Origin of the sequence: Streptomyces vilmorinianum, assembly GCF_005517195.1 — a bacterium.
GTDB lineage: Bacteria > Actinomycetota > Actinomycetes > Streptomycetales > Streptomycetaceae > Streptomyces > Streptomyces vilmorinianum.
Genome location: NZ_CP040244.1, coordinates 2,200,979 through 2,226,980 on the forward strand (window position 1 = coordinate 2,200,979; position 26,002 = coordinate 2,226,980).

At 70.5% G+C, this 26,002-nt stretch carries 26 protein-coding genes and 2 pseudogenes; 18 read left to right on the forward strand and 10 right to left on the reverse strand.

What is annotated here, in order from left to right; genetic code table 11:
• Positions 1 to 5 precede the first annotated feature (5 nt).
• Positions 6 to 1,124, reverse strand: a complete 1,119-nt coding sequence (gene tal, locus FDM97_RS10250; protein ID WP_137990093.1) for a transaldolase — start codon at positions 1,122 to 1,124, stop codon at positions 6 to 8.
• 32 nt (positions 1,125 to 1,156) lie between these two features.
• Positions 1,157 to 3,244 carry a transketolase gene (gene tkt / locus FDM97_RS10255; protein WP_137990094.1) on the reverse strand — a complete coding sequence of 696 codons (2,088 nt, stop codon included), beginning with the start codon at positions 3,242 to 3,244 and terminating at the stop codon, positions 1,157 to 1,159.
• 326 nt (positions 3,245 to 3,570) lie between these two features.
• Here tkt and FDM97_RS10260 point away from each other — a divergent pair, with 326 nt between their 5' ends.
• From FDM97_RS10260 to FDM97_RS10270, 3 genes are all read left to right on the forward strand, one after another.
• Positions 3,571 to 4,518: a heme o synthase gene (locus FDM97_RS10260; protein ID WP_137990095.1), complete on the forward strand. Its 948-nt coding sequence runs from the start codon at positions 3,571 to 3,573 to the stop codon at positions 4,516 to 4,518.
• Positions 4,519 to 4,621: 103 nt separating this feature from the next.
• On the forward strand, positions 4,622 to 4,957 hold the full coding sequence (locus tag FDM97_RS10265; protein ID WP_137990096.1) for a hypothetical protein: 336 nt from the start codon (positions 4,622 to 4,624) through the stop codon (positions 4,955 to 4,957).
• Between the two features lie 77 nt (positions 4,958 to 5,034).
• Positions 5,035 to 6,126, forward strand: coding sequence for an amidohydrolase family protein (locus FDM97_RS10270; RefSeq protein WP_137990097.1), 1,092 nt, complete (start codon positions 5,035 to 5,037; stop codon positions 6,124 to 6,126).
• A gap of 115 nt (positions 6,127 to 6,241) precedes the next feature.
• Here FDM97_RS10270 and FDM97_RS10275 read toward each other — a convergent pair whose 3' ends face one another.
• From FDM97_RS10275 to FDM97_RS10285, 3 genes are all read right to left on the reverse strand, one after another.
• On the reverse strand, positions 6,242 to 7,210 hold the full coding sequence (locus FDM97_RS10275) for a COX15/CtaA family protein (RefSeq protein ID WP_137994754.1): 969 nt from the start codon (positions 7,208 to 7,210) through the stop codon (positions 6,242 to 6,244).
• A 75-nt stretch (positions 7,211 to 7,285) separates the two neighbouring features.
• Positions 7,286 to 8,068, reverse strand: coding sequence for an ABC transporter permease (locus tag FDM97_RS10280; RefSeq protein WP_137990098.1), 783 nt, complete (start codon positions 8,066 to 8,068; stop codon positions 7,286 to 7,288).
• A 180-nt stretch (positions 8,069 to 8,248) separates the two neighbouring features.
• Entirely contained in the window at positions 8,249 to 9,175 is a 927-nt protein-coding gene (locus FDM97_RS10285) for an ABC transporter ATP-binding protein (protein ID WP_137990099.1), read from the reverse strand.
• A gap of 169 nt (positions 9,176 to 9,344) precedes the next feature.
• Here FDM97_RS10285 and FDM97_RS10290 point away from each other — a divergent pair, with 169 nt between their 5' ends.
• The 9 genes from FDM97_RS10290 (at position 9,345) to FDM97_RS10330 (ending at position 16,362) form a co-directional block, all read left to right on the forward strand.
• Complete coding sequence (locus FDM97_RS10290) at positions 9,345 to 10,085, forward strand: helix-turn-helix transcriptional regulator (protein ID WP_137990100.1); 741 nt, start codon at positions 9,345 to 9,347, stop codon at positions 10,083 to 10,085.
• Entirely contained in the window at positions 10,082 to 11,497 is a 1,416-nt protein-coding gene (gene sufB, locus FDM97_RS10295) for a Fe-S cluster assembly protein SufB (RefSeq protein ID WP_137990101.1), read from the forward strand. Before FDM97_RS10290 ends, sufB begins: the two co-directional genes overlap by 4 nt.
• A gap of 86 nt (positions 11,498 to 11,583) precedes the next feature.
• On the forward strand, positions 11,584 to 12,765 hold the full coding sequence (gene sufD / locus FDM97_RS10300) for a Fe-S cluster assembly protein SufD (protein ID WP_137990102.1): 1,182 nt from the start codon (positions 11,584 to 11,586) through the stop codon (positions 12,763 to 12,765).
• Positions 12,765 to 13,082: a bifunctional 3-phenylpropionate/cinnamic acid dioxygenase ferredoxin subunit gene (locus tag FDM97_RS10305; protein ID WP_137990103.1), complete on the forward strand. Its 318-nt coding sequence runs from the start codon at positions 12,765 to 12,767 to the stop codon at positions 13,080 to 13,082. The genes sufD and FDM97_RS10305 overlap by 1 nt, the downstream gene beginning before the upstream one ends.
• Before the next feature lie 7 nt (positions 13,083 to 13,089).
• Positions 13,090 to 13,857 (forward strand): Fe-S cluster assembly ATPase SufC, encoded by a 768-nt coding sequence (sufC, locus tag FDM97_RS10310; protein ID WP_137990104.1) that lies wholly within the window; start codon positions 13,090 to 13,092, stop codon positions 13,855 to 13,857.
• On the forward strand, positions 13,854 to 15,122 hold the full coding sequence (locus FDM97_RS10315) for a cysteine desulfurase (RefSeq protein WP_137990105.1): 1,269 nt from the start codon (positions 13,854 to 13,856) through the stop codon (positions 15,120 to 15,122). Before sufC ends, FDM97_RS10315 begins: the two co-directional genes overlap by 4 nt.
• Before the next feature lie 8 nt (positions 15,123 to 15,130).
• A complete protein-coding gene (gene sufU / locus FDM97_RS10320; protein ID WP_137990106.1) occupies positions 15,131 to 15,595 on the forward strand; it encodes a Fe-S cluster assembly sulfur transfer protein SufU in 465 nt (154 codons plus the stop codon).
• Positions 15,592 to 15,930 (forward strand): metal-sulfur cluster assembly factor, encoded by a 339-nt coding sequence (locus tag FDM97_RS10325; RefSeq protein WP_046907888.1) that lies wholly within the window; start codon positions 15,592 to 15,594, stop codon positions 15,928 to 15,930. Before sufU ends, FDM97_RS10325 begins: the two co-directional genes overlap by 4 nt.
• Positions 15,931 to 15,996: 66 nt before the next feature.
• Positions 15,997 to 16,362 carry a VOC family protein gene (locus FDM97_RS10330; protein ID WP_137990107.1) on the forward strand — a complete coding sequence of 122 codons (366 nt, stop codon included), beginning with the start codon at positions 15,997 to 15,999 and terminating at the stop codon, positions 16,360 to 16,362.
• On the opposite strand, the gene FDM97_RS10335 is transcribed toward FDM97_RS10330, so the two are convergent.
• Entirely contained in the window at positions 16,352 to 17,413 is a 1,062-nt protein-coding gene (locus FDM97_RS10335; RefSeq protein WP_137990108.1) for an oxidoreductase, read from the reverse strand. The two genes, FDM97_RS10330 and FDM97_RS10335, sit on opposite strands and share 11 nt — an antisense overlap.
• A gap of 40 nt (positions 17,414 to 17,453) precedes the next feature.
• Between FDM97_RS10335 and FDM97_RS10340 the strand changes: the two genes are divergently transcribed.
• From FDM97_RS10340 to FDM97_RS10355, 4 genes and pseudogenes are all read left to right on the forward strand, one after another.
• The gene (locus FDM97_RS10340; RefSeq protein ID WP_137990109.1) at positions 17,454 to 17,774 is read left to right on the forward strand and encodes a DMT family transporter; all 321 of its coding nucleotides are present in this window, start codon (positions 17,454 to 17,456) and stop codon (positions 17,772 to 17,774) included.
• Positions 17,774 to 18,343: pseudogene (locus FDM97_RS10345) on the forward strand (TetR/AcrR family transcriptional regulator); the annotation flags it as partial. The gene FDM97_RS10340 and the pseudogene FDM97_RS10345, both read left to right, overlap by 1 nt.
• Positions 18,344 to 18,527: 184 nt before the next feature.
• Complete coding sequence (gene dapD / locus FDM97_RS10350; RefSeq protein ID WP_137990111.1) at positions 18,528 to 19,511, forward strand: 2,3,4,5-tetrahydropyridine-2,6-dicarboxylate N-succinyltransferase; 984 nt, start codon at positions 18,528 to 18,530, stop codon at positions 19,509 to 19,511.
• Between the two features lie 74 nt (positions 19,512 to 19,585).
• Positions 19,586 to 19,804: a hypothetical protein gene (locus FDM97_RS10355; RefSeq protein WP_137990112.1), complete on the forward strand. Its 219-nt coding sequence runs from the start codon at positions 19,586 to 19,588 to the stop codon at positions 19,802 to 19,804.
• On the opposite strand, the gene dapA is transcribed toward FDM97_RS10355, so the two are convergent.
• Together dapA and FDM97_RS10365 are read right to left on the reverse strand one after the other, a co-directional pair.
• Positions 19,789 to 20,682, reverse strand: coding sequence for a 4-hydroxy-tetrahydrodipicolinate synthase (gene dapA, locus FDM97_RS10360; RefSeq protein ID WP_137990113.1), 894 nt, complete (start codon positions 20,680 to 20,682; stop codon positions 19,789 to 19,791). The two genes, FDM97_RS10355 and dapA, sit on opposite strands and share 16 nt — an antisense overlap.
• A gap of 83 nt (positions 20,683 to 20,765) precedes the next feature.
• A complete protein-coding gene (locus FDM97_RS10365; protein ID WP_137990114.1) occupies positions 20,766 to 21,221 on the reverse strand; it encodes a GNAT family N-acetyltransferase in 456 nt (151 codons plus the stop codon).
• An 84-nt stretch (positions 21,222 to 21,305) separates the two neighbouring features.
• On the opposite strand from FDM97_RS10365, the gene FDM97_RS10370 reads away from it, so the two are divergent.
• The gene (locus FDM97_RS10370) at positions 21,306 to 22,034 is read left to right on the forward strand and encodes an antibiotic biosynthesis monooxygenase (RefSeq protein WP_137990115.1); all 729 of its coding nucleotides are present in this window, start codon (positions 21,306 to 21,308) and stop codon (positions 22,032 to 22,034) included.
• Between the two features lie 16 nt (positions 22,035 to 22,050).
• On the opposite strand, the gene FDM97_RS10375 is transcribed toward FDM97_RS10370, so the two are convergent.
• Complete coding sequence (locus FDM97_RS10375) at positions 22,051 to 23,886, reverse strand: endonuclease/exonuclease/phosphatase family protein (protein ID WP_137990116.1); 1,836 nt, start codon at positions 23,884 to 23,886, stop codon at positions 22,051 to 22,053.
• 229 nt (positions 23,887 to 24,115) lie between these two features.
• Between FDM97_RS10375 and FDM97_RS10380 the strand changes: the two genes are divergently transcribed.
• Positions 24,116 to 25,570 carry a hypothetical protein gene (locus FDM97_RS10380; RefSeq protein ID WP_137990117.1) on the forward strand — a complete coding sequence of 485 codons (1,455 nt, stop codon included), beginning with the start codon at positions 24,116 to 24,118 and terminating at the stop codon, positions 25,568 to 25,570.
• A gap of 172 nt (positions 25,571 to 25,742) precedes the next feature.
• On the opposite strand, the pseudogene FDM97_RS10385 reads toward FDM97_RS10380, so the two are convergent.
• A pseudogene (locus FDM97_RS10385) lies at positions 25,743 to 25,982 on the reverse strand (SDR family NAD(P)-dependent oxidoreductase); the annotation flags it as partial.
• Between the last annotated feature and the right edge of the window lie 20 nt (positions 25,983 to 26,002).

Sequence of the window (26,002 nt, forward strand, 5' to 3'; positions counted from 1 at the left end):
GGTGCTTACGCCTCCGAAGGTGCGAGGCGCTCAAGCTCCGCCTCGGTGGACTTGAGCAGGTCGTTCCAGGACGCCTCGAACTTCTCGACGCCCTCGTCCTCGAGCAGCTGCACCACGTCGTCGTACGAGATGCCGAGCTTCGCGACGGCGGCCAGTTCGGCGCGGGACTGCTCGTAGGTGCCGCGCACGGTGTCGCCGGTGACCTCGCCGTGGTCGGCGGTGGCCTCCATCGTCGCTTCCGGCATGGTGTTGACCGTGCCGGGCGCGACCAGGTCGACGACGTACAGGGTGTCCTTGTACGCCGGGTCCTTCACGCCGGTCGAGGCCCACAGCGGGCGCTGCTTGTTGCCCTGCGCCTTGTCCAGCGCGGCCCAGCGCTCGGAGGAGAAGACCTCTTCGTACGCCTCGTACGCGAGACGGGCGTTGGCGAGAGCGGCCTTGCCCTTGAGGGCCTTGGCCTCTTCCGTGCCGACGGCGTCCAGGCGCTTGTCGATCTCCGAGTCCACACGGGAGACGAAGAACGAGGCCACGGAGTGGATCAGGGAGATGTCCAGGCCACGCTCGCGCGCCTTCTCCAGACCGGCCAGGTAGGCGTCCATGACCGCGCGGTAGCGCTCCAGCGAGAAGATCAGCGTCACGTTGACGCTGATGCCGAGGCCGATGACCTCGGTGATCGCCGGCAGACCCGCCTTGGTGGCCGGGATCTTGATGAGCGTGTTGGGACGGTCGACCAGCCAGGCCAGCTGCTTGGCCTCGGCGATGGTGGCCGCCGTGTTGTGGGCCAGGCGGGGGTCGACCTCGATGGAGACCCGGCCGTCCTGGCCGTCGGTCGCGTCGAAGACCGGGCGCAGGATGTCGGCGGCGTCCCTCACGTCAGCCGTCGTGATCATGCGGATGGCCTCGTCCACGGTCACCTTGCGGGCGGCGAGGTCGGCGAGCTGCTGGTCGTAGCCGTGGCCCTCCGAGATCGCCTTCTGGAAGATGGACGGGTTGGTGGTGACACCCACCACGTGCTGCTGGTCGATCAGCTCGGCCAGGTTTCCGGACGTGATCCGCTGACGCGAAAGGTCGTCCAGCCAGATCGCGACGCCTTCGTCGGAGAGGCGCTTGAGAGCGTCTGTCATGAGAGGTTCTCCAAAACTCGTGTCTAAGGGCGTCAGCGCGCGGCGGCGGCGAGAGATTCCCGCGCGGCGGCGGCGATGGCCTCCGGCGTGAAGCCGAACTCGCGGAACAGGACCTTCGCGTCGGCCGAGGCACCGAAGTGCTCCAGCGAGACGATGCGGCCGGCGTCGCCGACGTACCGGTGCCAGGTGAGACCGATACCGGCCTCGACGGCGACACGCGCCTTCACCGACGGCGGCAGGACGGAGTCCTTGTACGCCTGGTCCTGCTCCTCGAACCACTCGACGGACGGCATCGAGACCACGCGGGTCGGGATGCCGGCGGCCTGGAGCTGCTCGCGGGCCTCGACGGCCAGGTGCACCTCGGAGCCCGTGCCGATCAGCACGACCTGCGCGTCGCCACCGTCGGCGTCGAACAGGACGTAACCGCCCTTGGCGGTGTCCTCGTTGGGCGCGTACGTCGGCACACCCTGGCGGGTCAGGGCCAGACCGTGCGGGGTGCCCTTGCCGAAGACCTTGGTGTGGCGCTTGACGATCTCGCGCCAGGCGATGGCGGTCTCGTTGGCGTCCGCCGGGCGGACGATGGTCAGACCGGGGATCGCGCGCAGCGAGGCCAGGTGCTCCACCGGCTGGTGGGTCGGACCGTCCTCGCCCAGACCGATCGAGTCGTGGGTCCAGACGTACGTCACCGGCAGGTGCATCAGGGCCGACAGACGGACCGCGTTGCGCATGTAGTCGGAGAACACCAGGAAGGTGCCGCCGTAGATGCGGGTGTTGCCGTGCAGCGCGATGCCGTTCATCTCCGCGGCCATCGAGTGCTCGCGGATGCCGAAGTGGATCGTGCGGCCGTACTTGTCGGCCTCCGGCAGCGGGTTGCCCTCGGGCAGGAACGACGAGGTCTTGTCGATCGTCGTGTTGTTGGAGCCGGCCAGGTCGGCCGAGCCGCCCCACAGCTCGGGGATGACCGCACCGAGCTCCTGGAGGACCTTGCCGGACGCGGCGCGCGTGGCGACACCCTTGCCCGCCTCGAAGACCGGGATCTTCGACTCCCAGCCCTCGGGCAGCTCGTTCGCCTGGATACGGTCGAACTCCGCCGCCCGCTCCGGGTTGGCCGTACGCCACTCGGCGAGCGACTTCTCCCACGCGGCGCGGGCCTCACGGCCACGGTCGCCCAGCGAGCGGGTGTGACCGATGACCTCGTCGGTGACCTCGAAGGTCTGCTCCGGGTCGAAGCCGAGCACGCGCTTGGTGGCCGCGATCTCCTCGTCGCCGAGCGCCGAGCCGTGCGAGGCCTCGGTGTTCTGCGCGTTCGGGGCGGGCCAGGCGATGATCGAGCGCATCGCGATGAACGACGGACGCCCGGTCTCGGCCTCGGCGGCCTTGATCGCCGCGAACAGGGCCGCCGGGTCCAGGTCGCCGTTCGCCTTCGGCTCGACGCGCTGGACGTGCCAGCCGTAGGCCTCGTACCGCTTCATCGTGTCCTCGGACACGGCGGTCTCGGTGTCGCCCTCGATCGAGATGTGGTTGTCGTCCCACAGCATGATCAGGTTGCCGAGCTTCTGGTGGCCGGCCAGCGAGGACGCCTCCGCGGAGATGCCCTCCTGGAGGCAGCCGTCACCGGCGATCACGTAGATGTTGTGGTCGAACGGGGAGGTGCCGGGGGCCGCCTCCGGGTCGAACAGACCGCGCTCGTAGCGGGCGGCCATCGCCATGCCCACGGCGTTGGCGACACCCTGGCCCAGCGGGCCGGTCGTCGTCTCGACACCCGCGGTGTGTCCGTACTCCGGGTGGCCCGGGGTCTTCGAACCCCAGGTGCGGAACGCCTTCAGATCGTCCAGTTCCAGCCCGAAGCCACCCAGGTACAGCTGGGTGTAGAGCGTCAGGGACGAGTGGCCGGCGGACAGCACGAAACGGTCGCGCCCGACCCACTCCGGGTCGGCCGGGTCGTGGCGCATCACCTTCTGGAAGAGCGTGTACGCGGCGGGCGCCAGGCTCATGGCCGTACCAGGATGGCCGTTGCCGACCTTCTGTACGGCGTCCGCGGCCAGGATGCGGGCGGTGTCCACGGCCCGCTGGTCCAATTCGGTCCACTCGAGGTCTGTGGTGGTCGGCTTAGTGCTCACCCTGAGTCAGGGCTCCTCTCCACATGTCTGAAGCCGGTGACTGAGGGTGTACCGGCGCTGTCGAGCCTACCCCCGCAGAACGCCCCTCTTTTCGCGTACATGCCCCTCAAATGAGCGGACAGAGCAAGAGTGCCGGTGGCTGTGTCGGTTCGCCTCCCGAGCCGCTGTCCACACCTTGGGACGACCCCCCACAAGACCCCCCTCAACACGACCCCACCCCCGCGAAGATCGGCGTATGGGCAACGTCTAGAGTGGCGTGGTACGCGCAAGTCTTTACCCCGTCTTCACCGGGGAGCTTGCTGGGAATTTCTCTGTCAGGGGTGTGCGTGACGGCCGTCGAGTCCCGACCCGCAGGGGTCGTCTTGACTCCCAGCCCGGCGGGCCATCGGCCGTTCGGGGCCCGCGTCAAGGCGTTCGTGGCACTGACCAAGCCGCGAATCATCGAACTGCTGCTGATCACCACCGTTCCGGTGATGTTCCTCGCCGAGCAGGGTGTGCCGAACCTGTGGCTGGTGCTCGCCACCTGCTTCGGCGGCTACCTCTCCGCCGGTGGCGCCAACGCGCTGAACATGTACATCGACCGTGACATCGACGCGCTGATGGACCGCACCTCCCAGCGTCCGCTCGTGACCGGCATGGTCTCGCCGCGCGAGGGGCTGATCTTCGGCCTCACCCTCGCGGTCGTCTCCACCGTCTGGTTCGGCCTCCTGGTCAACTGGCTCTCCGCCTGGCTCTCCCTCGGCGCGCTCCTCTTCTACGTCGTGGTCTACACGATGATCCTGAAGCGGCGGACAGCGCAGAACATCGTCTGGGGCGGCATCGCCGGCTGCCTGCCGGTCCTCATCGGCTGGTCGGCCGTCACGAACTCGATGTCCTGGGCCGCGGTCGTCCTCTTCGCCGTCATCTTCTTCTGGACGCCGCCGCACTACTGGCCGCTGTCGATGAAGGTGAAGGAGGACTACGCGCGCGCGGGCGTGCCGATGCTCCCGGTCCTCGCCTCCAACAAGGTCGTCGCCAAGCAGATCGTCCTCTACAGCTGGGTCATGGTCGGCGTCTCGCTGCTCCTCACCCCGCTGGGTTACACCGGCTGGTTCTACACCGCCGTGGCGCTCCTGACGGGCGGCTGGTGGCTCTGGGAGGCGCACGCGCTGCTCAATCGCGCGAAGAGCGGCGCGACCGGCGCGAAGCTCAAGGAGATGCGCCTCTTCCACTGGTCGATCACCTACGTCTCGCTGCTCTTCGTGGCGGTCGCGGTCGACCCCTTCCTGAGGTAGTCCGGAAGAAACCCTCAGGTCCTGATCAACGGCCGGAGCGCGTGGGACAGCCCACACGCCCCGGCCGTCGCCAGTGGATCTACCGATCGGTAGCATCAATCCCATGGCAGACACCAAGCAGGCGGACACCAAGCACGCGGAGCGCAAGGCGGCGAAGCTCGCCAAGCAGATCCAGGCGTTCTCCAAGGAGCACGGCGGCGCCGAGGGGCAGCTCGCCTACATCGGCCAGATGGGCACCCGGATCGTCCTCGTCGGTGAGGACGGCGGCTGGGGCGACCTCGTGGCCCCCTCGTACCCCATCGCCCAGCAGGCCGCCGAGAAGGCCGGGCTGACCCTTCACGACGAGTTCGACGGCGAGTTCGCCGCCAAGGTCGTCACCGGCCCGTACGAGTGGGCCCGGATGGCCGGTATCCAGCTCGGCGGACCGTCCAACGCCTGAGGCGCCCGAGGCAACAACCTCGGGCGGGGGTCACCCGTTAGGACGTGTGCAAGCACGTCCACGCAGGGAGCCCCCGCATGATCGAGACCCCGAGTCTGGTGGACCAGTACTGCCACGGGGTGCTCCGAACGGAGCTCGGCCTCGGCACCTTCGAGGCGCACCTCGGCAGGCCCGCTGGAGCAGGGGCCGCGCCGGCCGCGCCCGGCACCACCTTCTTCGACACCCAGACCGGCTTCGCGGTACGCCGCTGGTGCCCGCCGCTGCTCGGTCTCGAGCCGCACTGCCCGCCGGCCCGCTATCTCGCCCGCCGCCGGGAGCTGGGTGTTCTGGAGTCCGGGCGCAGGCTGCTGCGCGCCTCCGGCATCTCCGCCTACCTGGTCGACACGGGAGTCGCGGGTGACCTGACGGGCCCCGCCGAGATCGCCGCCACCGGCGCCGCCGACGCCCACGAGATCATCCGACTGGAGCTCCTCGCCGAACAGGTCGCCGACACCTCGGGGACCGTCGAGGCGCTCCTGGCCAACCTCGCCGAGGCCGTCCACGGTGCCGCCGCGACCGCCGTGGCCTTCACCTCGGTGGCAGGGGTACGCCGGGGTCTCGCGCAGGCGCCCGAACCGCCGGGCCCCGGCGAGGTGCGCGGGGCGGCGGGACGCTGGCTGGCCGGGCGCGCGGCCGGAGGCCGGCTCACCGACCCCGTCCTGCTGCGCCATCTGCTGTGGATCGCCGTCGCCTCCGGGCGGCCGCTGCAGCTGCACGTGGGGACGGAGGACCCGGCCGGGCTCGCCGACTTCGCCGCGTCCACCAGCGGGCTGGGCACCGACCTCGTACTCCTGCACGGATACCCGTACCACCGGCAGGCGGCGCAGCTGACCGGTCTCTTCCCGCATGTGTACGCGGACCTCGGCTCCGTCCTCGCCCGGACCGGCGCCCGCGCCGCGGCCGTCCTCGCCGAGCTTCTGGAGCTGGCCCCCTTCGGCAAGCTGCTCTTCTCCAGCGGGGCCCACGCGCTGCCGGAGCTGCACGTCGTCGCCGCGAGCGTCTTCCGCGGGGCGCTGAGCCGCGTCCTCGGCGAATGGGTCGGCGACGGGGCCTGGTCCCTGAAGGACGCGCAGCGCGTCGCCACGATGATCGCGTCGGGCAACGCGCGCCGGATCTACGGCCTGGCCTGACGCGGTCCCGCCCGGCACGGCGTGCGCCCGGCCGCCGGGGTGGGCTGCTCGGGCTCGCTGCTCAGCCCGCCGAGACCGAGGGATGCGGACGGCGCCCCGGACCGCCGCCGCGCGGTTACGCCGTGGTCAGCGCGGAGTCGGACTGCGCCGGGATCTCCGGGGCGGCCACCGGGCGCTCGCGCAGGCTCAGGGCGAGGCGCAGCACGGCGATCCACATCAGGGAGGAGCCCAGCATGTGCGCGCCGACCAGGAGCTCCGGGACGCCGGTGAAGTACTGGAGGTAGCCGATCCCGCCCTGCGCGAGCAGCACGATCAGCAGATCGCGGGCGCGCGCCCGGGTGTCGTCGGGGGCGTCGACCACGCGCAGCACCAGCCACATCGCGAGCGCGAGCGCGCAGACCACCCAGGCGGAGATCGCGTGCAGGTGCGCCGCGTTCGTCCAGTCCCACGGCATGCGCGGGACGTCGCTGCTGTCACCGGCGTGCTTGCCCGAGCCGGTGACGCCGGTGCCGAGGACGATCACGAGGGCGGACGCCGCGATGATCGCCCAGGAGAGCTTGCGCACCGGGCCCGGCACCCGCCGGCGGGGCGTCGTGTCGCCCTCGCCGGTCCGCTGCCAGGCGATCACGGCGACGGTCAGGAGCGTGTTGGCGGCGATGAAGTGGCCGGCGACGGTCCACGGGTTGAGGCCCATCCACACGGTGATGCCGCCCAGGACCGCGTTGCTCGCGACGATCCAGAACTGCGCCCAGCCGAGCCGGGTCAGGCCGCGCCGCCACGGCTTGGTGGAGCGGGCCGCGATGATGGCCCAGCCCACGGCGGCCGACAGAACGTACGTCAGCATCCGGTTGCCGAACTCGATCACGCCGCGATAGCCCTGCTCGGGCGTCACGATGAGGCTGTCGTCCGTGCACTTGGGCCAGGTGTCGCAGCCGAGACCGGAGCCGGTCAGCCGGACCGCGCCTCCCGTGACGATGATGAGGACGCTCATCACGACGGCGGAGAGCGCGGCGCGCCGGAGCGTCCGGGGGGACGGGGTCCAGCGCTGGGCGATGTAGGCGAGGGGGGTCAGCACGGGCCCTATCGTAGGACGGGGCTTGTGCACGCTTTCACGAGGGGGTCGTTCCGGGCGAAGTCACCCCGGAACGTCACCCCGTCGCTACTCCCAGCGGAAGAACCTCGCCGCCGCGCCCAGCCCGAGCACCGCCCACACCGCGAGGATCGCGGCCGCGCCCCACGGCAGCGGGGCGCCGCCCTGGAGGACGTCCCGCAGTCCGTCCGAGAGCGCGGAGATCGGCAGCAGCTCCAGCACGGAGCGGGCCGCGTCGGGGAACTTGTCCAGCGGCACGATCACCCCGCCGCCCACCAGGAGCAGCAGGAACACCAGGTTCGCGGCGGCCAGCGTCGCCTCCGCCCGCAGCGTGCCCGCCATCAGCAGACCCAGGCCCGAGAAGGCGGCCGTGCCGAGGACGAGCAGCAGCAGGACGGAGAACATGCTTGTCGATGTCGCAGTGCCCCGCGGCGACCAGCCGAGCCCCAGGGCGATCGCCGTGAGGAGCGCGACCTGGAGCACCTCGGTGACCAGGACGGAGAGCGTCTTGGCGGTCATGAGCGCCCAGCGGGGGAGCGGCGAGGCCCCGAGCCGCTTGAGCACCCCGTAACGGCGCTCGAAGCCGGTCGCGATGGCCTGGCCGGTGAAGGCGGTGGACATGACGGCGAGCGCGAGGACGCCCGGCGCGAGGAAGTCGACGGCCTTGTCGGTGCCCGTGTCGATGATGTCGACGGTCGAGAAGAGCACGAGCAGCAGCGAGGGGATGATCACGGTCAGGAGCAGCTGCTCGCCGTTGCGCAGCAGCATCTTCGTCTCGAGCGCGGTCTGCGCGGCGATCATCCGCCCGACGGGAGCCGCTCCCGGCTTCGGCGCGTACGTACCGGTGCTCATGCGCGCAGCTCCTTGCCGGTGAGTACGAGGCTGTGTCTTCCCGGGGGACGACCCCCGGACCCCCGGCGGATCTCGGTGTCGACCAGAGTCATGACCGCAGCTCCTTGCCGGTGAGTTCGAGGCTGTGTCTTCCCGGGGGACGACCCCCGGACCCCCGGCGGATCTCGGTGTCGACCAGAGTCATGACCGCAGCTCCTTGCCGGTGAGTTCGAGGAAGACGTCTTCGAGGGTGTGGCGCTCCACCGAGATGCCGTTCGGCATCACGCCGTGCTGGGCGCACCAGCTGGTGACGGTGGCGAGCAGCTGCGGGTCGACGGTGCCGCTGATCCGGTACGCGCCCGGCGTCAGCTCCGCGGCCGCGGTGCCGTCGGGCAGGGCCTTGAGCAGCGAGCCGAGGTCGAGCCCGGGGCGGCCGGTGAAGCGCAGGGTGTTCTCGGCGCCGCCGCGGCACAGCTCCTCGGGGCTGCCCTGGGCGGCGACCCGGCCGCCGTCGATGATGGCGACGTCGTCCGCCAGCTCCTCGGCCTCGTTCATGAAGTGCGTCGTGAGGACGACCGTGGCCCCGTCGGCGCGCAGCTCGCGGACGAGGTCCCAGGTGGCGCGGCGGGCCTGTGGATCGAGACCGGCGGTCGGCTCGTCGAGGAAGACCAGCTCGGGGCGGCCGACGACGGCCATGGCGAGCGCGAGGCGCTGCTGCTGGCCGCCGGAGAGGCGCCGGTAGGTGGTCCGGCCGCAGGAGCCCAGGCCGAGGCGCTCGATCAGGGCGTCCACGTCGAGCGGGTGGGCGTGCAGCTTCGCCATGTGGCGGAGCATCTCGTCGGCGCGGGCGCCGGAGTACACGCCGCCGGACTGCAGCATGACGCCGATCCTGGGGCGCAGTGCCGCCGCGTCGGCGACCGGGTCGAGGCCGAGGACGCGGACGGTGCCGGCGTCGGCCCTCCGGTAACCCTCGCAGGTCTCGATCGTGCTGGTCTTCCCGGCCCCGTTGGGACCGAGGACGGCGGTCACGGTGCCCGCCCGGACGTCGAGGTCGAGGCCGTCGACGGCGGTCTTGTCTCCGTACCGCTTGACCAGGCCCCGGACCTGGACGACGGACTCGTATCGCATGCGGGAAGTCTAGAGAGGGGGCAAGGGCGCTCTGCCCACGGGGCGGCCCATTCGTCCTACGAATGATCATTTCCGCAGGTCAGGTAAGCCTTACCTGAGTGATGCACGGCACCGTGATCGGCTCCGACCTCGCTTGTCACTGCTCGCGGAATTACGCAACAATGGCGTTGTGAAAAACGTCGACGCGGCTCCGGTGGAGGAACTCGCGACCGGTGAGCGATCCACGCGCAACCGGGTCGCGCGGTCCATCCTGGACCACGGGCCGTCGACGGTCGCCGATCTCGCGCAGCGGCTCCGCCTCACCCAGGCGGCCGTCCGCCGCCATCTCGACTCGCTCGTCGCGGACAATGTCGTCGAAGCCCGCGAGAAGCGCGTGTACGGCGCCCGCACCCGTGGCCGCCCCGCCAAGGTCTTCGCACTGACCGACTGCGGCCGGGACGCCTTCGACCAGTCGTACGACTCACTGGCCATGGACGCCCTGCGCTGGATCGAAAAGTCCGCCGGCGGAGGGGCTGCGGGGGAGGCGGCGGTCGCCGCCTTCGCCCGCGACCGGCTCGAGCACCAGGCCGTGGCCTACCGCGAGGCCGTCGAGACGGCGGCCCCCGAGCAGCGCACGGAGGCGCTTGCCAAGGCCCTGAGCGCCGACGGGTACGCTGCCACTGCGCGGAACGCGCCGGTCGGCGAGCAGCTCTGCCAGCACCACTGCCCGGTCGCCCATGTCGCCGAGCAGTACCCCCAGCTGTGCGAGGCGGAAACGGAGATCTTCTCCCGCCTCCTGGGAACGCACGTCCAGCGTCTCGCCACCATCGCGCATGGTGACGGCGTCTGTACGACGTTCATCCCGCACGGCGCCCCACAGACCACCCCATCAGAAGCATCCGCAAGCACGGCCGGGAGGAACCCCGCATGACCACCGAGATCAGCCACCCCGAGCTCGAGGGCCTGGGTCGGTACGAGTACGGCTGGGCCGACTCCGACGCGGCCGGTGCCGCCGCCAAGCGCGGCCTGAACGAGGATGTCGTCCGCGACATCTCCGCGAAGAAGAACGAGCCCGAGTGGATGCTGAAGCTGCGGCTGAAGGGTCTGCGCCTCTTCGACAAGAAGCCCATGCCCAGCTGGGGCTCCGACCTGTCGGGCATCGACTTCGACAACATCAAGTACTTCGTGCGGTCCACCGAGAAGCAGGCCGAGTCCTGGGAGGACCTGCCCGAGGACATCAAGAACACGTACGACAAGCTCGGCATCCCCGAGGCGGAGAAGCAGCGCCTCGTCGCCGGTGTCGCGGCCCAGTACGAGTCCGAGGTCGTCTACCACCAGATCCGTGAGGACCTGGAGGAGCAGGGCGTCGTCTTCGTCGACACCGACACCGCGCTGAAGGAGCACGAGGAGCTCTTCCGCGAGTACTTCGGCACGGTCATCCCGGTCGGCGACAACAAGTTCGCCTCGCTGAACACGGCCGTGTGGTCCGGCGGATCGTTCATCTACGTGCCGAAGGGCGTGCACGTCGAGATCCCGCTGCAGGCCTACTTCCGTATCAACACGGAGAACATGGGCCAGTTCGAGCGGACGCTGATCATCGTCGACGAGGACGCCTACGTCCACTACGTCGAGGGCTGCACCGCCCCGATCTACTCCTCCGACTCGCTGCACTCCGCGGTCGTCGAGATCATCGTGAAGAAGGGCGGCCGCTGCCGCTACACGACGATCCAGAACTGGTCGAACAACGTCTACAACCTGGTCACCAAGCGCGCCGTGGCCTACGAGGGCGCGACCATGGAGTGGGTCGACGGCAACATCGGCTCCAAGGTCACCATGAAGTACCCGGCCGTCTACCTGATGGGCGAGCACGCCAAGGGCGAGACCCTGTCCATCGCCTTCGCGGGCGAGGGCCAGCACCAGGACGCCGGCGCCAAGATGGTCCACATGGCCCCGAACACCTCCTCCAACATCGTCTCCAAGTCGGTGGCGCGAGGCGGCGGCCGCACCTCCTACCGCGGTCTCATCGAGATCGGCGAGGGTGCCCCGGGCGCCAAGTCGAACGTGCTCTGCGACGCGCTGCTCGTCGACACGATCTCCCGCTCGGACACGTACCCCTACGTGGACGTCCGCGAGGACGACGTCTCCATGGGGCACGAGGCCACCGTCTCCAAGGTCTCCGAGGACCAGCTCTTCTACCTGATGAGCCGTGGCATGACCGAGTTCGAGGCGATGGCGATGATCGTGCGCGGCTTCGTCGAGCCGATCGCCAAGGAGCTCCCGATGGAGTACGCGCTCGAGCTGAACCGGCTGATCGAGCTGCAGATGGAAGGGGCCGTCGGCTGACGCGCCGGCGCCCCACCACCAGCTAGCGGCCCGCCCCCAGCGGCGGGCCGAGGATCGAAACGTAGGAAGAGAGCAAGACGACAGCCATGGCTGAGGCTCAGAACATCCCGGCGGGCTCCACCACCGCCGGCTCGATCGCGGTGGCCGCCGAGTCCACCGTCGCCACGCGCATGAGCGCGCCCCCGTCCTTCGACGTCGCGGACTTCCCCGTCCCGCACGGTCGCGAGGAGGAGTGGCGGTTCACCCCGCTGGAGCGCCTGCGCGGCCTGCACGACGGCACCGCCGTCGCCTCCGGCGAGGGCGTCAAGGTCGAGATCGAAGCCCCCGAGGGCGTCACCGTGGAGACCGTCGGCCGTGACGACGCGCGGCTCGGCAAGGCCGGCACGCCGGTCGACCGCGTCGCCGCCCAGGCGTACTCCTCCTTCGAGAAGGCCTCGGTCGTCACCGTCGCCAAGGAGGCCGTCCTCAGCGAGCCCATCCGCATCGCCGTGCACGGCCAGGGCGGGGTCGCCTTCGGCCACCAGGTGATCGAGCTCGGCGCGTTCGCCGAGGCCGTCGTGGTCATCGACCACACCGGTGACGCGGTGCTCGCCGCCAACGTCGACTACCTCCTCGGCGACGGCGCCAAGCTCACCGTCGTCTCCGTCCAGGACTGGGACGAGAAGGCCGTCCACGTCGCCCAGCACAACGCGCTGGTCGGCCGCGACGCCTCGTTCAAGTCGGTCGTGGTGACCTTCGGCGGCGACCTCGTCCGCATCCACCCGCGCGTGCGGTACGCGGCCACCGGCGGCGAGGCCGAGCTCTTCGGCCTGTACTTCACCGACGGCGGCCAGCACCAGGAGCACCGCCTCCTGGTCGACCACAACACCCCGCACTGCAAGTCCAACGTGGCCTACAAGGGCGCGCTGCAGGGCCAGGACGCGCACGCCGTCTGGATCGGCGACGTGCTCATCGAGGCCAAGGCCGAGGGCACGGACACCTACGAGCTCAACCGGAACCTGGTCCTGACGGACGGCGCCCGCGTCGACTCCGTGCCGAACCTGGAGATCGAGACCGGCGAGATCGTCGGCGCCGGTCACGCCTCGGCGACCGGCCGCTTCGACGACGAGCAGCTCTTCTACCTGATGGCCCGCGGTATCCCGGAGAAGGAGGCCCGCCGTCTCGTCGTGCGCGGCTTCTTCGCCGAGCTGGTCCAGCAGATCGGCCTGCCGGACGTCGAGGAACGCCTCATCGCGAAGATCGAGGCCGAGCTGGAGGCTTCCGTCTGATGGCCTTCGTCCGAGTCTGCGCACTGAGCGAGCTGGAGACCGACACCCCCAAGCGGGTCGAGGTCGACGGCACGCCGGTGTCGCTCGTGCACACCGAGGGCGAGGTGTTCGCGATCAACGACATCTGCTCGCACGCCAACGTCTCCCTCTCGGAGGGCGAGGTCGAGGACTGCTCCATCGAGTGCTGGCTGCACGGCTCCAGCTTCGACCTCCGCACCGGCAAGCCGTCCGGCCTTCCCGCGACGCGCCCCGTCCCCGTATACCCCGTAAAGATCGAAGGGGACGATGTGCTCGTCTCCGTCACCCAGGAGTCCTGAGTCACCCATGGCAACGCTTGAAATCCGCGACCTGCACGTCTCCGTCGAGGCCGAGAACGGCCCCCGTGAGATCCTCAAGGGCGTCGACCTGACCGTGAAGCAGGGCGAGACCCACGCCATCATGGGCCCCAACGGCTCCGGCAAGTCGACCCTGGCGTACTCCCTCGCGGGCCACCCGAAGTACACGATCACCGGTGGCACCGTGACCCTGGACGGCGAGGACGTCCTGGAGATGTCGGTCGACGAGCGCGCCCGCGCCGGCGTCTTCCTGGCCATGCAGTACCCGGTCGAGGTCCCCGGCGTCTCGGTCTCCAACTTCCTGCGCACCTCCGCCACCGCCGTCCGCGGCGAGGCCCCCAAGCTGCGCACCTGGGTGAAGGAGGTCAAGGAGGCCATGGAGAAGCTCCAGATGGACCCGGCCTTCGCCGAGCGCAACGTCAACGAGGGCTTCTCCGGCGGTGAGAAGAAGCGCCACGAGATCCTCCAGCTGGAGCTCCTCAAGCCGAAGATCGCGATCCTCGACGAGACCGACTCCGGCCTCGACGTCGACGCGCTGCGCATCGTCTCCGAGGGCGTCAACCGCGTCCGCGAGACCGGCGAGGTCGGCACCCTGCTGATCACGCACTACACGCGGATCCTCCGCTACATCAAGCCCGACTTCGTTCACGTCTTCTCCGAGGGCCGCATCGTCGAGTCCGGCGGCGCCGAGCTCGCCGACAAGCTGGAGAACGAGGGTTACGAGGCGTACAGCACGAAGGGTGGCGTATCCGCGTGACATCTGCCCATCAGGGGCTCTCCGGCCTCCTCGACACCGAGGCGATCCGCAAGGACTTCCCGCTCCTGGATCGCACGGTCCACGACGGCAAGAAGATCGTGTACCTGGACTCCGCGGCGACCTCGCAGAAGCCGCGCCAGGTGCTCGACGCGCTCAACACGTACTACGAGCGTCACAACGCCAATGTCCACCGCGGCGTCTACACGGTCGCCGAGGAGGCGACGGCGCTGTACGAGGGCGCCCGCGACAAGGTCGCGGCGTTCATCAACGCGCCGAGCCGCGACGAGGTGATCTTCACCAAGAACGCCTCCGAGTCGCTCAACCTCGTGGCCAACATGCTGGGCTGGGCCGACGAGCCCTACCGCGTGGACCACGAGACCGAGATCGCCATCACGGAGATGGAGCACCACTCCAACATCGTGCCGTGGCAGCTGCTCTCGCAGCGCACGGGCGCGAAGCTGAAGTGGTTCGGTCTCACCGACGACGGTCGTCTCGACCTCTCGAACATCGAAGAGGTCATCACCGAGAAGACCAAGATCGTCTCGTTCACGCTGGTCTCGAACCTGCTGGGAACGATCAACCCGGTCGAGACGATCATCCGGCGTGCGCAGGAGGTCGGTGCGCTGGTCTGCATCGACGCCTCGCAGGCCGCCCCGCACATGGTGCTCGACGTGCAGGCGCTGCAGGCCGACTTCGTGGCCTTCACCGGCCACAAGATGGTCGGCCCGACCGGCATCGGCGTGCTGTGGGGACGGCAGGAGCTCCTGGAGGACCTGCCTCCGTTCCTCGGCGGCGGCGAGATGATCGAGACCGTCTCGATGCACTCCTCGACGTACGCGCCGGCCCCGCACAAGTTCGAGGCGGGTACGCCCCCGATCGCGCAGGCCGTCGGCCTCGGCGCGGCGGTGGACTACCTGTCGGCGATCGGCATGGAGAACATCGCGCGCCACGAGCACGCGATCACCGAGTACGCCGTCCGCCGCCTCCAGGAGGTTCCTGACCTGCGGATCATCGGCCCCACCACGGCCGAGGACCGCGGCGCGGCGATCTCCTTCGTGCTCGGCGACATCCACCCGCACGACGTGGGTCAGGTCCTCGACGAACAGGGCATCGCGGTCCGGGTCGGCCACCACTGCGCGCGGCCGGTCTGCCTGAGGTACGGAATTCCTGCGACCACGCGGGCGTCGTTCTATCTGTACTCCACCCCGGCCGAGGTCGACGCCCTGGTCGAGGGTCTGGAGCACGTACGGAACTTCTTCGGCTAGGGGATCTCGTGAAGCTGGATTCGATGTACCAGGACGTCATCCTGGACCACTACAAGCACCCGCACGGGCGCGGTCTTCGGGACGGCGACGCCGAGGTGCACCACGTCAACCCGACGTGCGGCGACGAGATCACGCTCCGTGTGAAGTACGACGGCTCGCGGATCGAGGACGTCTCGTACGAGGGTCAGGGCTGCTCGATCAGCCAGGCCTCGGCCTCGGTCCTGAACGAGCTGCTCGTCGGCAAGGAGCTGGCCGAGGCGCAGAAGATCCAGGGCACGTTCCTGGAGCTGATGCAGTCCAAGGGCCAGATCGAGCCGGACGACGCGATGGAGGAGATCCTGGAGGACGCGGTCGCGTTCGCCGGTGTCTCCAAGTACCCGGCCCGGGTCAAGTGCGCGCTGCTCAGCTGGATGGCGTGGAAGGACGCGACGGCCCAGGCTCTGGGTGACGGCGCTGAGAGGGAGTCGGCATGACCGAGAACGCCGAGGCCACGATGAAGCCGGCCTCCGAAGAAGAAGTCCGCGAGGCGCTGTACGACGTCGTCGACCCCGAGCTGGGCATCGACGTGGTCAACCTCGGTCTGATCTACGGCATCCACATCGACGACTCCAACGTCGCGACGCTGGACATGACCCTGACGTCCGCGGCCTGTCCGCTGACCGATGTGATCGAGGACCAGGCGAAGGCCGCCACCGACGGCATCGTCAACGAGCTGAAGATCAACTGGGTCTGGATGCCGCCGTGGGGCCCGGACAAGATCACGGACGACGGCCGCGAGCAGCTGCGCGCGCTCGGTTTCAACGTCTGACCATTTTCGGACGTCCGACCGTTTCTTGCGTATGAACGGCCATGCACGCCAGGCAGACTGGCGGGCATGGCCGTTCGCATGTACCACCTCGCCGTCGACGCCCACGATCTTCCCGCCCAGGCGCGCTTCTGGGCCCAGGTCCTGGACTGGAAGATCCTCTTCGAGGCGGAGGACGAGATCGTCATCGGAGCCGACGAGGACTCCTGGCCCGGGATGTGCTTCCTGCCGGTGCCCGAGTCCAAGACCGTCAAGAACCGGCTCCACATCGACCTCGCGCCCGACGATCAGGACGCCGAGGTCGCCAGGATCGTCGGGCTCGGGGCCCGGCGGGTCGACGTCGGGCAGGGCGAGGACGTGAGCTGGGTCGTCCTCGCCGATCCCGAGGGCAACGAGTTCTGCGTGCTGCGGCCGAAGAGGTCGCTCACCGACTGAACGGGGGTGCCTCGGCCGCCGCCTGGGCGAGGGTCGGGGCGAGGTCCTCCGTGCGGATGCGCCGGTCGATGTAGAGGAGGCCGGTCACCAGCGGGGGGAGGATCGAGGAGACGAACTGGCCGATCAGCGAGCCGATGATCGCGATCACCAGGAAGGGCGCGAGGAGAAGCAGGATCTCCGTGGCGGACTTGGCTTCCACGCCTTCCGTGAAGGAGAGCGGGGCGGAGACCAGCGCGCCGAAGACCTGCTGAAGCGCCCAGTTGATCACCGCCGCGATGACACCGGCCATCAGCGTGCCCCCGAAGATCCGCCACCACGAGCCGCGGACCAGCTGGGACGAGCGGCGCATCGCGGCCAGCGGGCCCTGGCTCTCGATGACGGCCGCCGTGGGGGCGAGGCTGAACTTCACCCAGAGCCAGATCGGGAGCGGGGCGGTCAGGAGGACGGCCAGCATCGCACCTCCGACGGACATGGCCACGAGGGTCACCGGGCTGCCGCCCCCGATGGCCACGATCAGCCCGGCGAACGTCGCCAGGAACACGACGGTCGGGATGAGCAGGACAAGACCCGTCAGGAAGACCGTGCCCAGCACCGCCGGCATGCGCGACCACGAGCGGCGCCAGACCGCGCGCAGGGTGGTGGGGTGCCCCAGGACCGCCACCTGGACGACGGCCGGCGAGGCGGCGTACACCACGCCGCTCGCGAGCAGTAGCCCGATCATGGCGACGAGCCAGACGCAGCCGAAGGCGATCAGGAGCGGACGGCCGTCCTCCCAGGACGGGTGCGCTCCCCGCGGCAGGTCGAACACCCCGGGGAGGTGGTCGCCGACGACCGCGTACGCGATGCCGAGTGCCGCGACGACCAGCAGCGTGGCGCCGCCGTACGCGATCACGGCCACACCGAGCAGCTGCTTCCAGTAGCGGCCCACGGTGGTGAAGGCGCCGGTCAGGATCTGGCTGAGACCCAGCGGCGCCAGAGGTATCACGCCCGGCTGTGGCGGTGGTGGCGGGGGTGGATAGCCGTAGCCGTACGGCCCCGAGGGATATGTCATGCGCACACCGTAGCGGCAGTTGTTGTGTACGATCGTACGCATGGGATACGGGCTGCTGGCGGGCGCCATAGCGGCGGAGATCGTCGCCACGACGTCGATGAAGTACAGCGAGGGTTTCAGCAGGTTCTGGCCCTCTCTGATCACCGTCGCCGGCTATCTGATCGCCTTCGCCCTGCTCGCCCAGGCGCTCAGGACCCTCCAGGTCGGCACCGCCTACGCGATCTGGTCCGGGGTCGGCACCGCCGCCGTCGCCGCCATCGGCATCCTCTTCATGAACGAGACCCTCAGCGTCGCCAAGGTCGCAGGCATCCTGCTGATCATCGCGGGTGTCCTGGTGCTCAACATGGGCGGAGCGCACTGATGGACCGGCCGCGCCGCCCCCGCCGCCACGACCCCGAGCGGCGGCAGCGGATCGTCGACGCGGCCCTGCGGGTGGTCGCGGCCCGGGGCATCGCCGGGCTGAGCCACCGTACGGTCGCCGCCGAGGCGGACGTGCCGCTCGGCTCCACGACGTACCACTTCTCCTCCCTCGACGAACTCCTCGTCGCCGCGCTCCGCCAGGCCAACGAGGGCTTCGGGCGGGAGCTGCGCGAGAGCGAGGCGCTCGCCCGCCCCGGGGCCGACGTCGCGCGGGAACTCGCCCGGCTGATGGGGGAGTGGATCGGCGGCGAGCGGACCGGGGTGGAGCTGGAGTACGAGCTCTACCTCGCCGCCCTGCGCCGCCCGGCCCTGCGCCCCGTCGCCGCCGAGTGGACCGAGGCCGCCACCGAGGTGCTCTCCCGGCGCACCGATCCCGTCACCGGCCGCGCGCTCGTCGCGCTCATGGACGGCATCTGTCTGCAGGTGCTCCTGACCGGCGCGGAGTACGACGAGGAGTACGCGCGCGAGATGCTGGGCCGGGTCCTGGCGGTACCGCCAGGAGCGGGCGCCGCACCCGACGGACCCGCGTGCGGGGCTCCGTGGCCGGACCTCCCGCCTGGCCGGGGCGAACCGCCGAACGGCCGGGGCGAATCGCCGAACGGCGGCCCGGCGGGCTTGGCGGTTCCGCCAGGGGACCCGACCGCCACCTGAGACCGGTTGGCCCGCGCGGGGGCCCGACCGTTAGGTTTTCCGTATGACCACTGCTCCTCGCACCACCGGCGCCGTCGCCGCCGGCCTCGCCACCATCGCCGGTGACGGCACCGTTCTCGACACCTGGTTCCCCGCCCCCGAGCTGACCGACACGCCCGGGCCCGCCGGAACCGAGCGGCTCACCCCCGACGCCGCCGTCAACGCCCTCGGTGAGGGCGCCGCAAAGGCCCTCGGCGTGGATGCCCGCCGTGGCGTCGAGGTGGTCGCCGTCCGCACCGTCATCTCCTCGCTCGACGACAAGCCGCTCGACGCGCACGACGCCTACCTGCGCCTGCACCTGCTCAGCCACCGTCTGGTCAAGCCGCACGGCCAGAGCCTCGACGGCGTCTTCGGTCTGCTCGCCAACGTCGCCTGGACCTCGCTCGGCCCGGTCGCCGTCGACGACATCGAGAAGGTGCGCCTGAGCGCCCGCGCCGAGGGCCTGCACCTCCAGGTGACCTCGATCGACAAGTTCCCGCGGATGACGGACTACGTCGTCCCCGCCGGGGTCCGCATCGCCGACGCCGACCGCGTCCGGCTCGGCGCGCACCTCGCCGCCGGCACCACCGTCATGCACGAGGGCTTCGTCAACTTCAACGCCGGCACCCTCGGCACCTCGATGGTCGAGGGCCGCATCTCGGCCGGTGTCGTCGTCGGCGACGGCTCCGACATCGGCGGTGGCGCCTCCACCATGGGCACCCTCTCCGGTGGCGGCAACGTGATCATCGCCATCGGCGAGCGCTGCCTCATCGGCGCCGAGGCGGGCGTCGGCATCGCGCTCGGCGACGAGTGCGTCGTCGAGGCCGGCCTGTACGTCACCGCCGGTACGCGCGTCACGATGCCCGACGGCCAGATCGTCAAGGCCCGCGAGCTCTCCGGCGCCTCGAACATCCTCTTCCGCCGCAACTCGGTGACCGGCGCCGTGGAGGCCCGCCCGAACAACGCGGTCTGGGGCGGACTCAACGAGATCCTCCACAGCCACAACTGAGCGTGACCTGGTCGTGTGACGCTGCGTTAGCAGAACGACGCAGGTCACACGAGCAGACAAGGCGAGGAGTCGATATGAGGACGAGGCCCACCGTTGTCGGAGCGCTGAGCGTGGCGGCCGTCCTGTTGTCCGCCGGGGCCGCCTCGGCGGACGAGACGCACACCCGCACGCACAACGGCCCCACCGTCTCGAACGGTCCCAGCCTCTCGCTGCACACCGGTCAGATCGACGACCCGCTGGAGGACGTCCTCGAACACGCGGCGGTGCTCGGCACCACCTACGTGTTCGACTGAGCCGGCAGTGCCCGGACCAGATCCTCGTACGCCGCCCGCAGCCCGTCGACCGCCTCCCGGTCGGCGGGCTGCAGCGGTTCCCGTACGAAGTCGCCGAGGAGCGCCTTCGCCGTCACGGTGCCCGGCAGGCCCGAGGACATCATCAGCTCGGCGAGCGGGAGTGTGAGCGCGTTCAGCCGGGTCGCGTCGGTCGTGTCGCCCCGGTCGAAGGCGTCGAGCACGGCCCGCATCTGACGGGGCGCCACATTGGCCACCGTACTGACGAAGCCGGCGCCGCCCACCGCGTACAGCGGCAGGTTCAGCTCCTCGGAGCCGGAGTAGTACGCGAGCGAGGTCCGGGCGATCACCTTGGCCGAGCCGAGCAGGTCGTAGGCGCAGTCCTTCACCGCGACGATCCGCGGGTGCGCGGCGAGCCGCAGCAGCGTCGCGGGCTCGATACGGGTGCCGGTGCGGCCGGGGATGTCGTACAGCATCACCGGAAGATCGGTCGCGTCCGCCACCCGCAGGAAGTGGGCCTCGACGGCGGCCTGCGGGGGACGGCTGTAGTACGGCGTGACCACGAGGAGCCCGTCCGCGCCGGACTTCTCGGCCTGCCGGGCCAGCTCGACCGTGTGCCGGGTGTCGGCGGTGCCGACGCCCGCGAGCACCGGGAGGGCGGGGCCGACGGTCTCGCGGACGGCCCGGATCAGCGCCGACTTCTCCTCGTCCGTGGTGGTCGGGGACTCGCCGGTCGTGCCGTTGAGGACGAGCCCGTCGCAGCCCTCGGAGACCAGGTGGGCGGCGTGCTCGCGGGCGATGTCGAGATCCAGCTCGCCGGCGGCGGTGAAGGGCGTGATCATCGCGCAGAGGGCTCGGCCGAAGGGGCGTTCAGTGCTCATCCCGGCAGTCTCGACGCAATGGACGGTGAAGGTCTACTTAGTTCTTCTTGGGCTGAGGGGTAAGTCTTGCTGAAGGGTGACCCTCAGGCTGACGAGAGGGTGAGCTTGAAGCCGTCGTGGCTGCGGGCGAAGCCCAGGGAGGCGTAGAAGCGGTGGGCCTCCGTCCGTCGCTTGTCGCTCGTCAGCTGGACGAGCCCGCAGCCGCGTGCGCGCGCCCGTTCCACCGCCCGTGCCATCAGCTCCCGGCCGAGCCCGCCGCCGCGCCGGTCGGCCCTGATCCGTACCGCCTCGATCAGGGCCCGCTCGGCGCCGCCCCTGCCCAGGCCCGGGATGTACGTCGCCTGCAGGCACCCCACGACCACGTCGTCGCCGTCCACGAACACCAGCATCTCGTTGCGCGGATCGCTCTCGATCTCCGCGAAGGCCCGCTCGTAGGCCGCGGTGACGGTGATCGAGGCGGGGTCGACGACCTTCTCCTCGTCGGCGAGAAGGGCGAGGACGGCGGGCAGTTCGGCACGCGAGGCGGGGCGAAGGATCATGACCGCATGATCTCGCCGGGAACCCTTGACCTCAAGTGCGGTTGAGCTTGGAGGCTGGGGGCATCGACGACAGGAGGACCCGTCATGAACACCGTAGTCCGCCGTGATTCCGGCCCCGATCCGTACCGGCCGGGAGTGGGGGCCGTCCTCGCCAGCACCTGGCGCGTGGGCACGCCCGAGCGGCAGCGGGCCGCCGTGGACGCCATCGCCGAGACGTGGGAGAGCAGGGACTGGCCGGACGGCGGACTGCTCTCGTACACCGTGCTCATCGGCGACGACGGCGACACCCTGCTCCACTACTCGCAGTGGACGGCGGAGGAGGCCTACGACGACTTCGTACGGACGTTCCGGGACGACCGCAACGCCGAGATCGACGCGGCGGTGCCCGGCATCGACCGGGTGGCGCTCCACCGCTACGGTCCGCCCTACCGCTCCGCCGTGCTGAGCGAGAAGAGCGCCGGGGCCGCGCCCGACCTCGTCACGCCCGGCCTCGTCGTGGTCGCCGAGGCGGTGTTCGACGGGGCCGACTCCGCGCGGCAGCGGACCTGGGTGGACGACGTCTTCGCCGCGATGGACGCCGACGCCGGTGAACGGCCGGCCCCCGGCGGGATCGGAGCCCACTTCCACCTCTCCACCGACGGCACGCGCGTCCTCAACTACGCCGAGTGGGAGAGCGTGCGGGCCTTCGAGGAGTGGCAGGCCGCGGACGGCGCCGACACGGGACTCTGGGCGAAGGTCCACCACCACCCCGGTCTCGTCGAGAGCCGGGTGCGGCGGTACACGCCCGCGCTGAACCTGCGCGCGGGCGTGTGACCGTCCTACCTGCCCGCTACGGGCGGAAGCGCAGCACCTGCGGGTCGTGGTCGCTGTTCTGCTCGGAGAACTCCGCGTTGATGTGGACGCTGTCGTACTCGAAGTGGTGAACCCCGGGGCTGGTCAGGATCTGGTCGAGAACCTGGCTGTTGCCCTGGTAGACGTACGAGTAGCGCTCGCTGCGCGGCAGCGACTTCACGGCCGGGTAGAGCGCCCCGCCGTCCGTGAGGGCCTGCGTGGTCCCGGAGAACTCGAAGTCGTTGATGTCACCGAGGACCAGGACGTCGGCCTGCTTCTCGATCGCGAGGAGGTCCTTGACGAAGGCGTTGACGGACTGCGCCTGCAGCAGACGCTTCGCCTCGGAGGAACGCTTCGGCGGCTGGTGGTGCGAGGTCAGGGACTGGTCCCCGCCCTTGGAACCGAAGTGGTTGGCGATCACGAAGACCGTGCGGCCGCGGAAGGTGAACTCGCCCGCCAGCGGCTTGCGGCTGTTCTCCCAGGCCGTGTTCGCCGGGTCGATCCGGCCGGGGGAGAGGGTCAGCTGGGCGCCGCCCCGCTCGCCGCGCACCACACCGGTCGCGGCCGTCGCGTCGCCGCCCGCGCGGTCGGTGAAGGAGACCCGCTCAGGGTTGAAGAGGAAGACCTGGCGGATGTTGCCGCCGGGCTCGCCGCCGTCCTTGTTGTTCGCCGGGTCGACCGAGCGCCACTCGTACGCCGGGCCGCCGGCCGCCACGATCGCGTCCGTGAACTTCTTCAGCGTCTGGTCGGCCGCGACCGTACCGTCGTTCTTGGCGCCGTTGTTGTCCTGGATCTCCTCCAGGGCGAGGATGTCGGGCGAGGCGAGGTTGTCCACCACGGCCGCGGCCAGCGCGTCGAACTTCGCCTGCGGGTCGGACGGGTCGAGGTTCTCGACGTTGTACGTCGCGACCGCCAGCTCGTTCTTGTGCTGCCGGTCCGTCGTCTCGCGCTCCAGGCCACGGTCGACGACCGTGCCCAGGGTGCGGGCCACCACCTTGTAGCCACCGAACTGGTCGAAGTCCAGCGGGCCCTCGGTCGAGCCCGTCAGCCGGTCCCCGACGTTCGCCGTCGGGAACGGCTGCTCGGCGATCGGGGTCAACGACTGGACCTTGAGGCGGCCGGAGTTCTGCGCGGTGTACGAGCCGTAGACCGAGCCGCCGCGCAAGTTCGGGTTCTCCCAGGGCTTCACCGTCACCCACAGCTCGGAGTACGGAGTGGAGGCGCCCACCACCCGTGACGTACCGATGCGGATGTTCATGCCCTCCAGGGACTCGTAGTAGTCCAGGGCGTACGTCTCGGGGTCCAGCGTGAGGCCGTTGATGGAGCCGTCGGCGGCCGGGTCGCCCTCGGGGGCGTACGCGTCGGGCACCGAGAAGCCGGAGATCGTCACGGGGGCCGGGACCGGGTTGCCGGAGGAGACCACGGTCACGGTCGGCTTGGAGATCTGGGTCACCGACTGGTTGCCGGAGTTCAGGCCGCCGGGGACGTACTCGCCCACCGTGCCGTTCACGCTGACCGCGTCGCCGACGGCGACGGTCGGAACGGAGCTCGTGAAGACGAACAGGCCCTCACTGGTGGCCGGATTGTCGTCGGCCTGCGGGTCCTGGATCCAGAATCCACGCGAGCCGTACGTCCGTACGCCGGTCACGATGCCCGTGACGCCGGTGACCTGAGTGCCGACGAGGGGCGAGACACGAGTGGTGCCCTGGATGTCGTGGACGCGGACGCCGGCGGCGGTCTCCGCCGAGGCGGCGGAACCCGCGAGGAGTCCGGCCGCGAGCGCGGCCGACACGGCAGCGGCGACGGCCGCGGATCTCGGTATGGAGGAAGGCATCAAAGGGCTCCGGAGGTGCTTGGAGAATCGGTCGATGAATCTACGCGCGTCAATCTCTTGGCTGGGCGGGTGACTTGTCAAGAGTCGACGGGTGTACGAAGGCTGACGGCTCCGTGAACCGGCGGTCCACACCGGAAATGCGTCTACGCTGAAGGCCGTTCGACCCCCACGCGCCCTTCGGCCCCACGCGCCTTTCGACCGCACGCGCCTTTCGAGGAGAAGACCCCAGATGGCACAGGACCGCCCCACCTTGCCCCCCGTTCAGCTGCACTCGGACGCGGAGCTGGCGCGGGACGCCCTGGCCACCCCCCTCCTGTCCCGCGCCGCCCGGCTCGCCCGCTGGGTCGGCCCGGAGACCCGGGTCGGCGCCGGCGGCGAACTCGTCGACGAACAACTCCCCGCGGCCGCCGAGGTGCTGGGCCTCGCGGCCGACGAGGACGGCGAGGCCTACGCGAGCGAGGCCTGGCGGCTCGCCGTCGACACGGGACTCGTGGAGGTCGAGGACGGCGACGACGACACCCCGGGCGAGGCCGCCGCGGGCGAGAACCTCGCGCTCCTCACGGGCGGCGCGCCGCTCGACGTCCTCGGGATCTGGCTGGACGGCCTGGACGTGGTCTTCGCCGACGCCACCGCGCCCGTGCTCGACGACCTGGCGGAGGTCGTCGGCGAGGACGGCGAGATCGACTTCGAGCTCCTCGACTGGAACCCGGAGGAGGAGGCGGAGTTCCTGGAGGGCGTGCTCGGCAACCTGTATCTGCTCACGGTCAGCGAGGGCGGATCGGGCGACGGGCCGGTGCCGCTGCCGGCGCTCGCCGCGTCGATGATCGTCCCGGACGACATGGGCGAGCCGACGGACGACGTACTGGAGCAGGTCTCCGAGGCGATGATGCGCCTCGACGACCAGTTCCGGCTGCTCGAACCGATCGGGCTCGTCGAGTACCAGCCTGTCGACGAGGCGCTGATGGCCGAGGAGGGCGAGGAGGGCGAGGAGCCCGCCCCGCAGATCGACGAGGTCGACGACGAGGACGTCACGCGGTACGGGATGGTCCGGCTGACGCCGCTCGGGCTCTACGGCGTACGGGCCCGCATGCTGGAGGCGGGCCTGGACGCGCCGGCCGTCGGCGAACTCGCGGACAAGGGCGCGGACGCGCTCCTCGACGGCCTCGCCTCCTACCCCGAGGCCGCGGCGCGCGCCGAGACGGCGGGCTGGCTGGCCGGCCGGGACGCGGTGGCCGCGGCACGCGAGCTGCTCGGCGCGGCACGCGGCGCGGACGCCGGCTCGCCGCTGCGCCGGCTCCACTGCCAGCAGGCGCTCTCGCTGGTGGGCGGGGAGGCGGAGCCGGCGGTACGGGAGGTGCTGGACGACACGGAACTGGGCGGGCTCGCCCGGGTCTGGCTCGCGGAGCGGGGCGCGGCGGACGTACCAGCGCCGCCGGAGTCGATGATCTTCTGGCTGGCGATCGACACGATCGCGGCGCAGCTGGACGCGGAGGGCGACCTGGAGGAACTCCGGGACCTGATCGAGGGGCTGACGGGCCAGCACAGCGGCTTCTTCGACGCGGCCTGGCGAGTCGAGCACCCGTCGACGGCGGAGGTCCTGGAGGCGATGGGCCGCCTCCACCGCGACAAGGCGGCGGCGAAGGACGCCCGCAAGGCGGCCTTCAAGGCGAGGTCGAGGGCGTGATTCCCCCACCCCGCCCCTTCCCGAATCCCTGACGAGCCCGCGGCCTGCGCCCCGCCCCCGGACCCCCAGCCGCACCCGCTTCGCGGCGCGGTGGGTGAGGCGACTCGGGGCAGTGGCTCGGCGGCCCGGTGCGCCTGCTTCGCGGCGAGGGGGTGAGGGGGGCTCGGTGTGGCGCCTCCGCCGCCGCGTCCGCGACCGCCGCCGCGCCCGCCGGGTCGGCCAGGTCGCCGCCCGTCAGGACATGCCCGTCCCCGGCGAGCGACTCCAGCGTCTCGCGGGCCTCGTCGGCGCGCGTGCCGTAGTGGACGGCGACCCGGTCGCCGTTGGCGGCGAACGCCTGGGCCACGGCGCGGCCGAGACCGCGGGACGCGCCGCTGACGAGGACGCGCCGGCCGGAAGGGGGCAGGTTCATGGAAGGACGCCTCTCTGTTC

Excerpts from the sequence above, each read along its gene's own strand:
- tal (WP_137990093.1), bottom strand. The coding sequence starts at position 1,124 with ATGACAGACGCTCTCAAGCGCCTCTCCGACGAAGGCGTCGCGATCTGG.
- FDM97_RS10265 (WP_137990096.1), top strand. The coding sequence starts at position 4,622 with ATGGCAGACACCAAGCAGGCGGACACCAAGCACGCGGAGCGCAAGGCG.
- FDM97_RS10270 (WP_137990097.1), top strand. The coding sequence starts at position 5,035 with ATGATCGAGACCCCGAGTCTGGTGGACCAGTACTGCCACGGGGTGCTC.
- FDM97_RS10280 (WP_137990098.1), bottom strand. The coding sequence starts at position 8,068 with ATGAGCACCGGTACGTACGCGCCGAAGCCGGGAGCGGCTCCCGTCGGG.
- FDM97_RS10285 (WP_137990099.1), bottom strand. The coding sequence starts at position 9,175 with ATGCGATACGAGTCCGTCGTCCAGGTCCGGGGCCTGGTCAAGCGGTAC.
- sufB (WP_137990101.1), top strand. The coding sequence starts at position 10,082 with ATGACCACCGAGATCAGCCACCCCGAGCTCGAGGGCCTGGGTCGGTAC.
- sufD (WP_137990102.1), top strand. The coding sequence starts at position 11,584 with ATGGCTGAGGCTCAGAACATCCCGGCGGGCTCCACCACCGCCGGCTCG.
- FDM97_RS10305 (WP_137990103.1), top strand. The coding sequence starts at position 12,765 with ATGGCCTTCGTCCGAGTCTGCGCACTGAGCGAGCTGGAGACCGACACC.
- sufC (WP_137990104.1), top strand. The coding sequence starts at position 13,090 with ATGGCAACGCTTGAAATCCGCGACCTGCACGTCTCCGTCGAGGCCGAG.
- FDM97_RS10325 (WP_046907888.1), top strand. The coding sequence starts at position 15,592 with ATGACCGAGAACGCCGAGGCCACGATGAAGCCGGCCTCCGAAGAAGAA.
- FDM97_RS10330 (WP_137990107.1), top strand. The coding sequence starts at position 15,997 with ATGGCCGTTCGCATGTACCACCTCGCCGTCGACGCCCACGATCTTCCC.
- FDM97_RS10335 (WP_137990108.1), bottom strand. The coding sequence starts at position 17,413 with ATGACATATCCCTCGGGGCCGTACGGCTACGGCTATCCACCCCCGCCA.
- FDM97_RS10340 (WP_137990109.1), top strand. The coding sequence starts at position 17,454 with ATGGGATACGGGCTGCTGGCGGGCGCCATAGCGGCGGAGATCGTCGCC.
- dapD (WP_137990111.1), top strand. The coding sequence starts at position 18,528 with ATGACCACTGCTCCTCGCACCACCGGCGCCGTCGCCGCCGGCCTCGCC.
- FDM97_RS10355 (WP_137990112.1), top strand. The coding sequence starts at position 19,586 with ATGAGGACGAGGCCCACCGTTGTCGGAGCGCTGAGCGTGGCGGCCGTC.
- dapA (WP_137990113.1), bottom strand. The coding sequence starts at position 20,682 with ATGAGCACTGAACGCCCCTTCGGCCGAGCCCTCTGCGCGATGATCACG.
- FDM97_RS10365 (WP_137990114.1), bottom strand. The coding sequence starts at position 21,221 with ATGATCCTTCGCCCCGCCTCGCGTGCCGAACTGCCCGCCGTCCTCGCC.
- FDM97_RS10370 (WP_137990115.1), top strand. The coding sequence starts at position 21,306 with ATGAACACCGTAGTCCGCCGTGATTCCGGCCCCGATCCGTACCGGCCG.
- FDM97_RS10375 (WP_137990116.1), bottom strand. The coding sequence starts at position 23,886 with ATGCCTTCCTCCATACCGAGATCCGCGGCCGTCGCCGCTGCCGTGTCG.
- FDM97_RS10380 (WP_137990117.1), top strand. The coding sequence starts at position 24,116 with ATGGCACAGGACCGCCCCACCTTGCCCCCCGTTCAGCTGCACTCGGAC.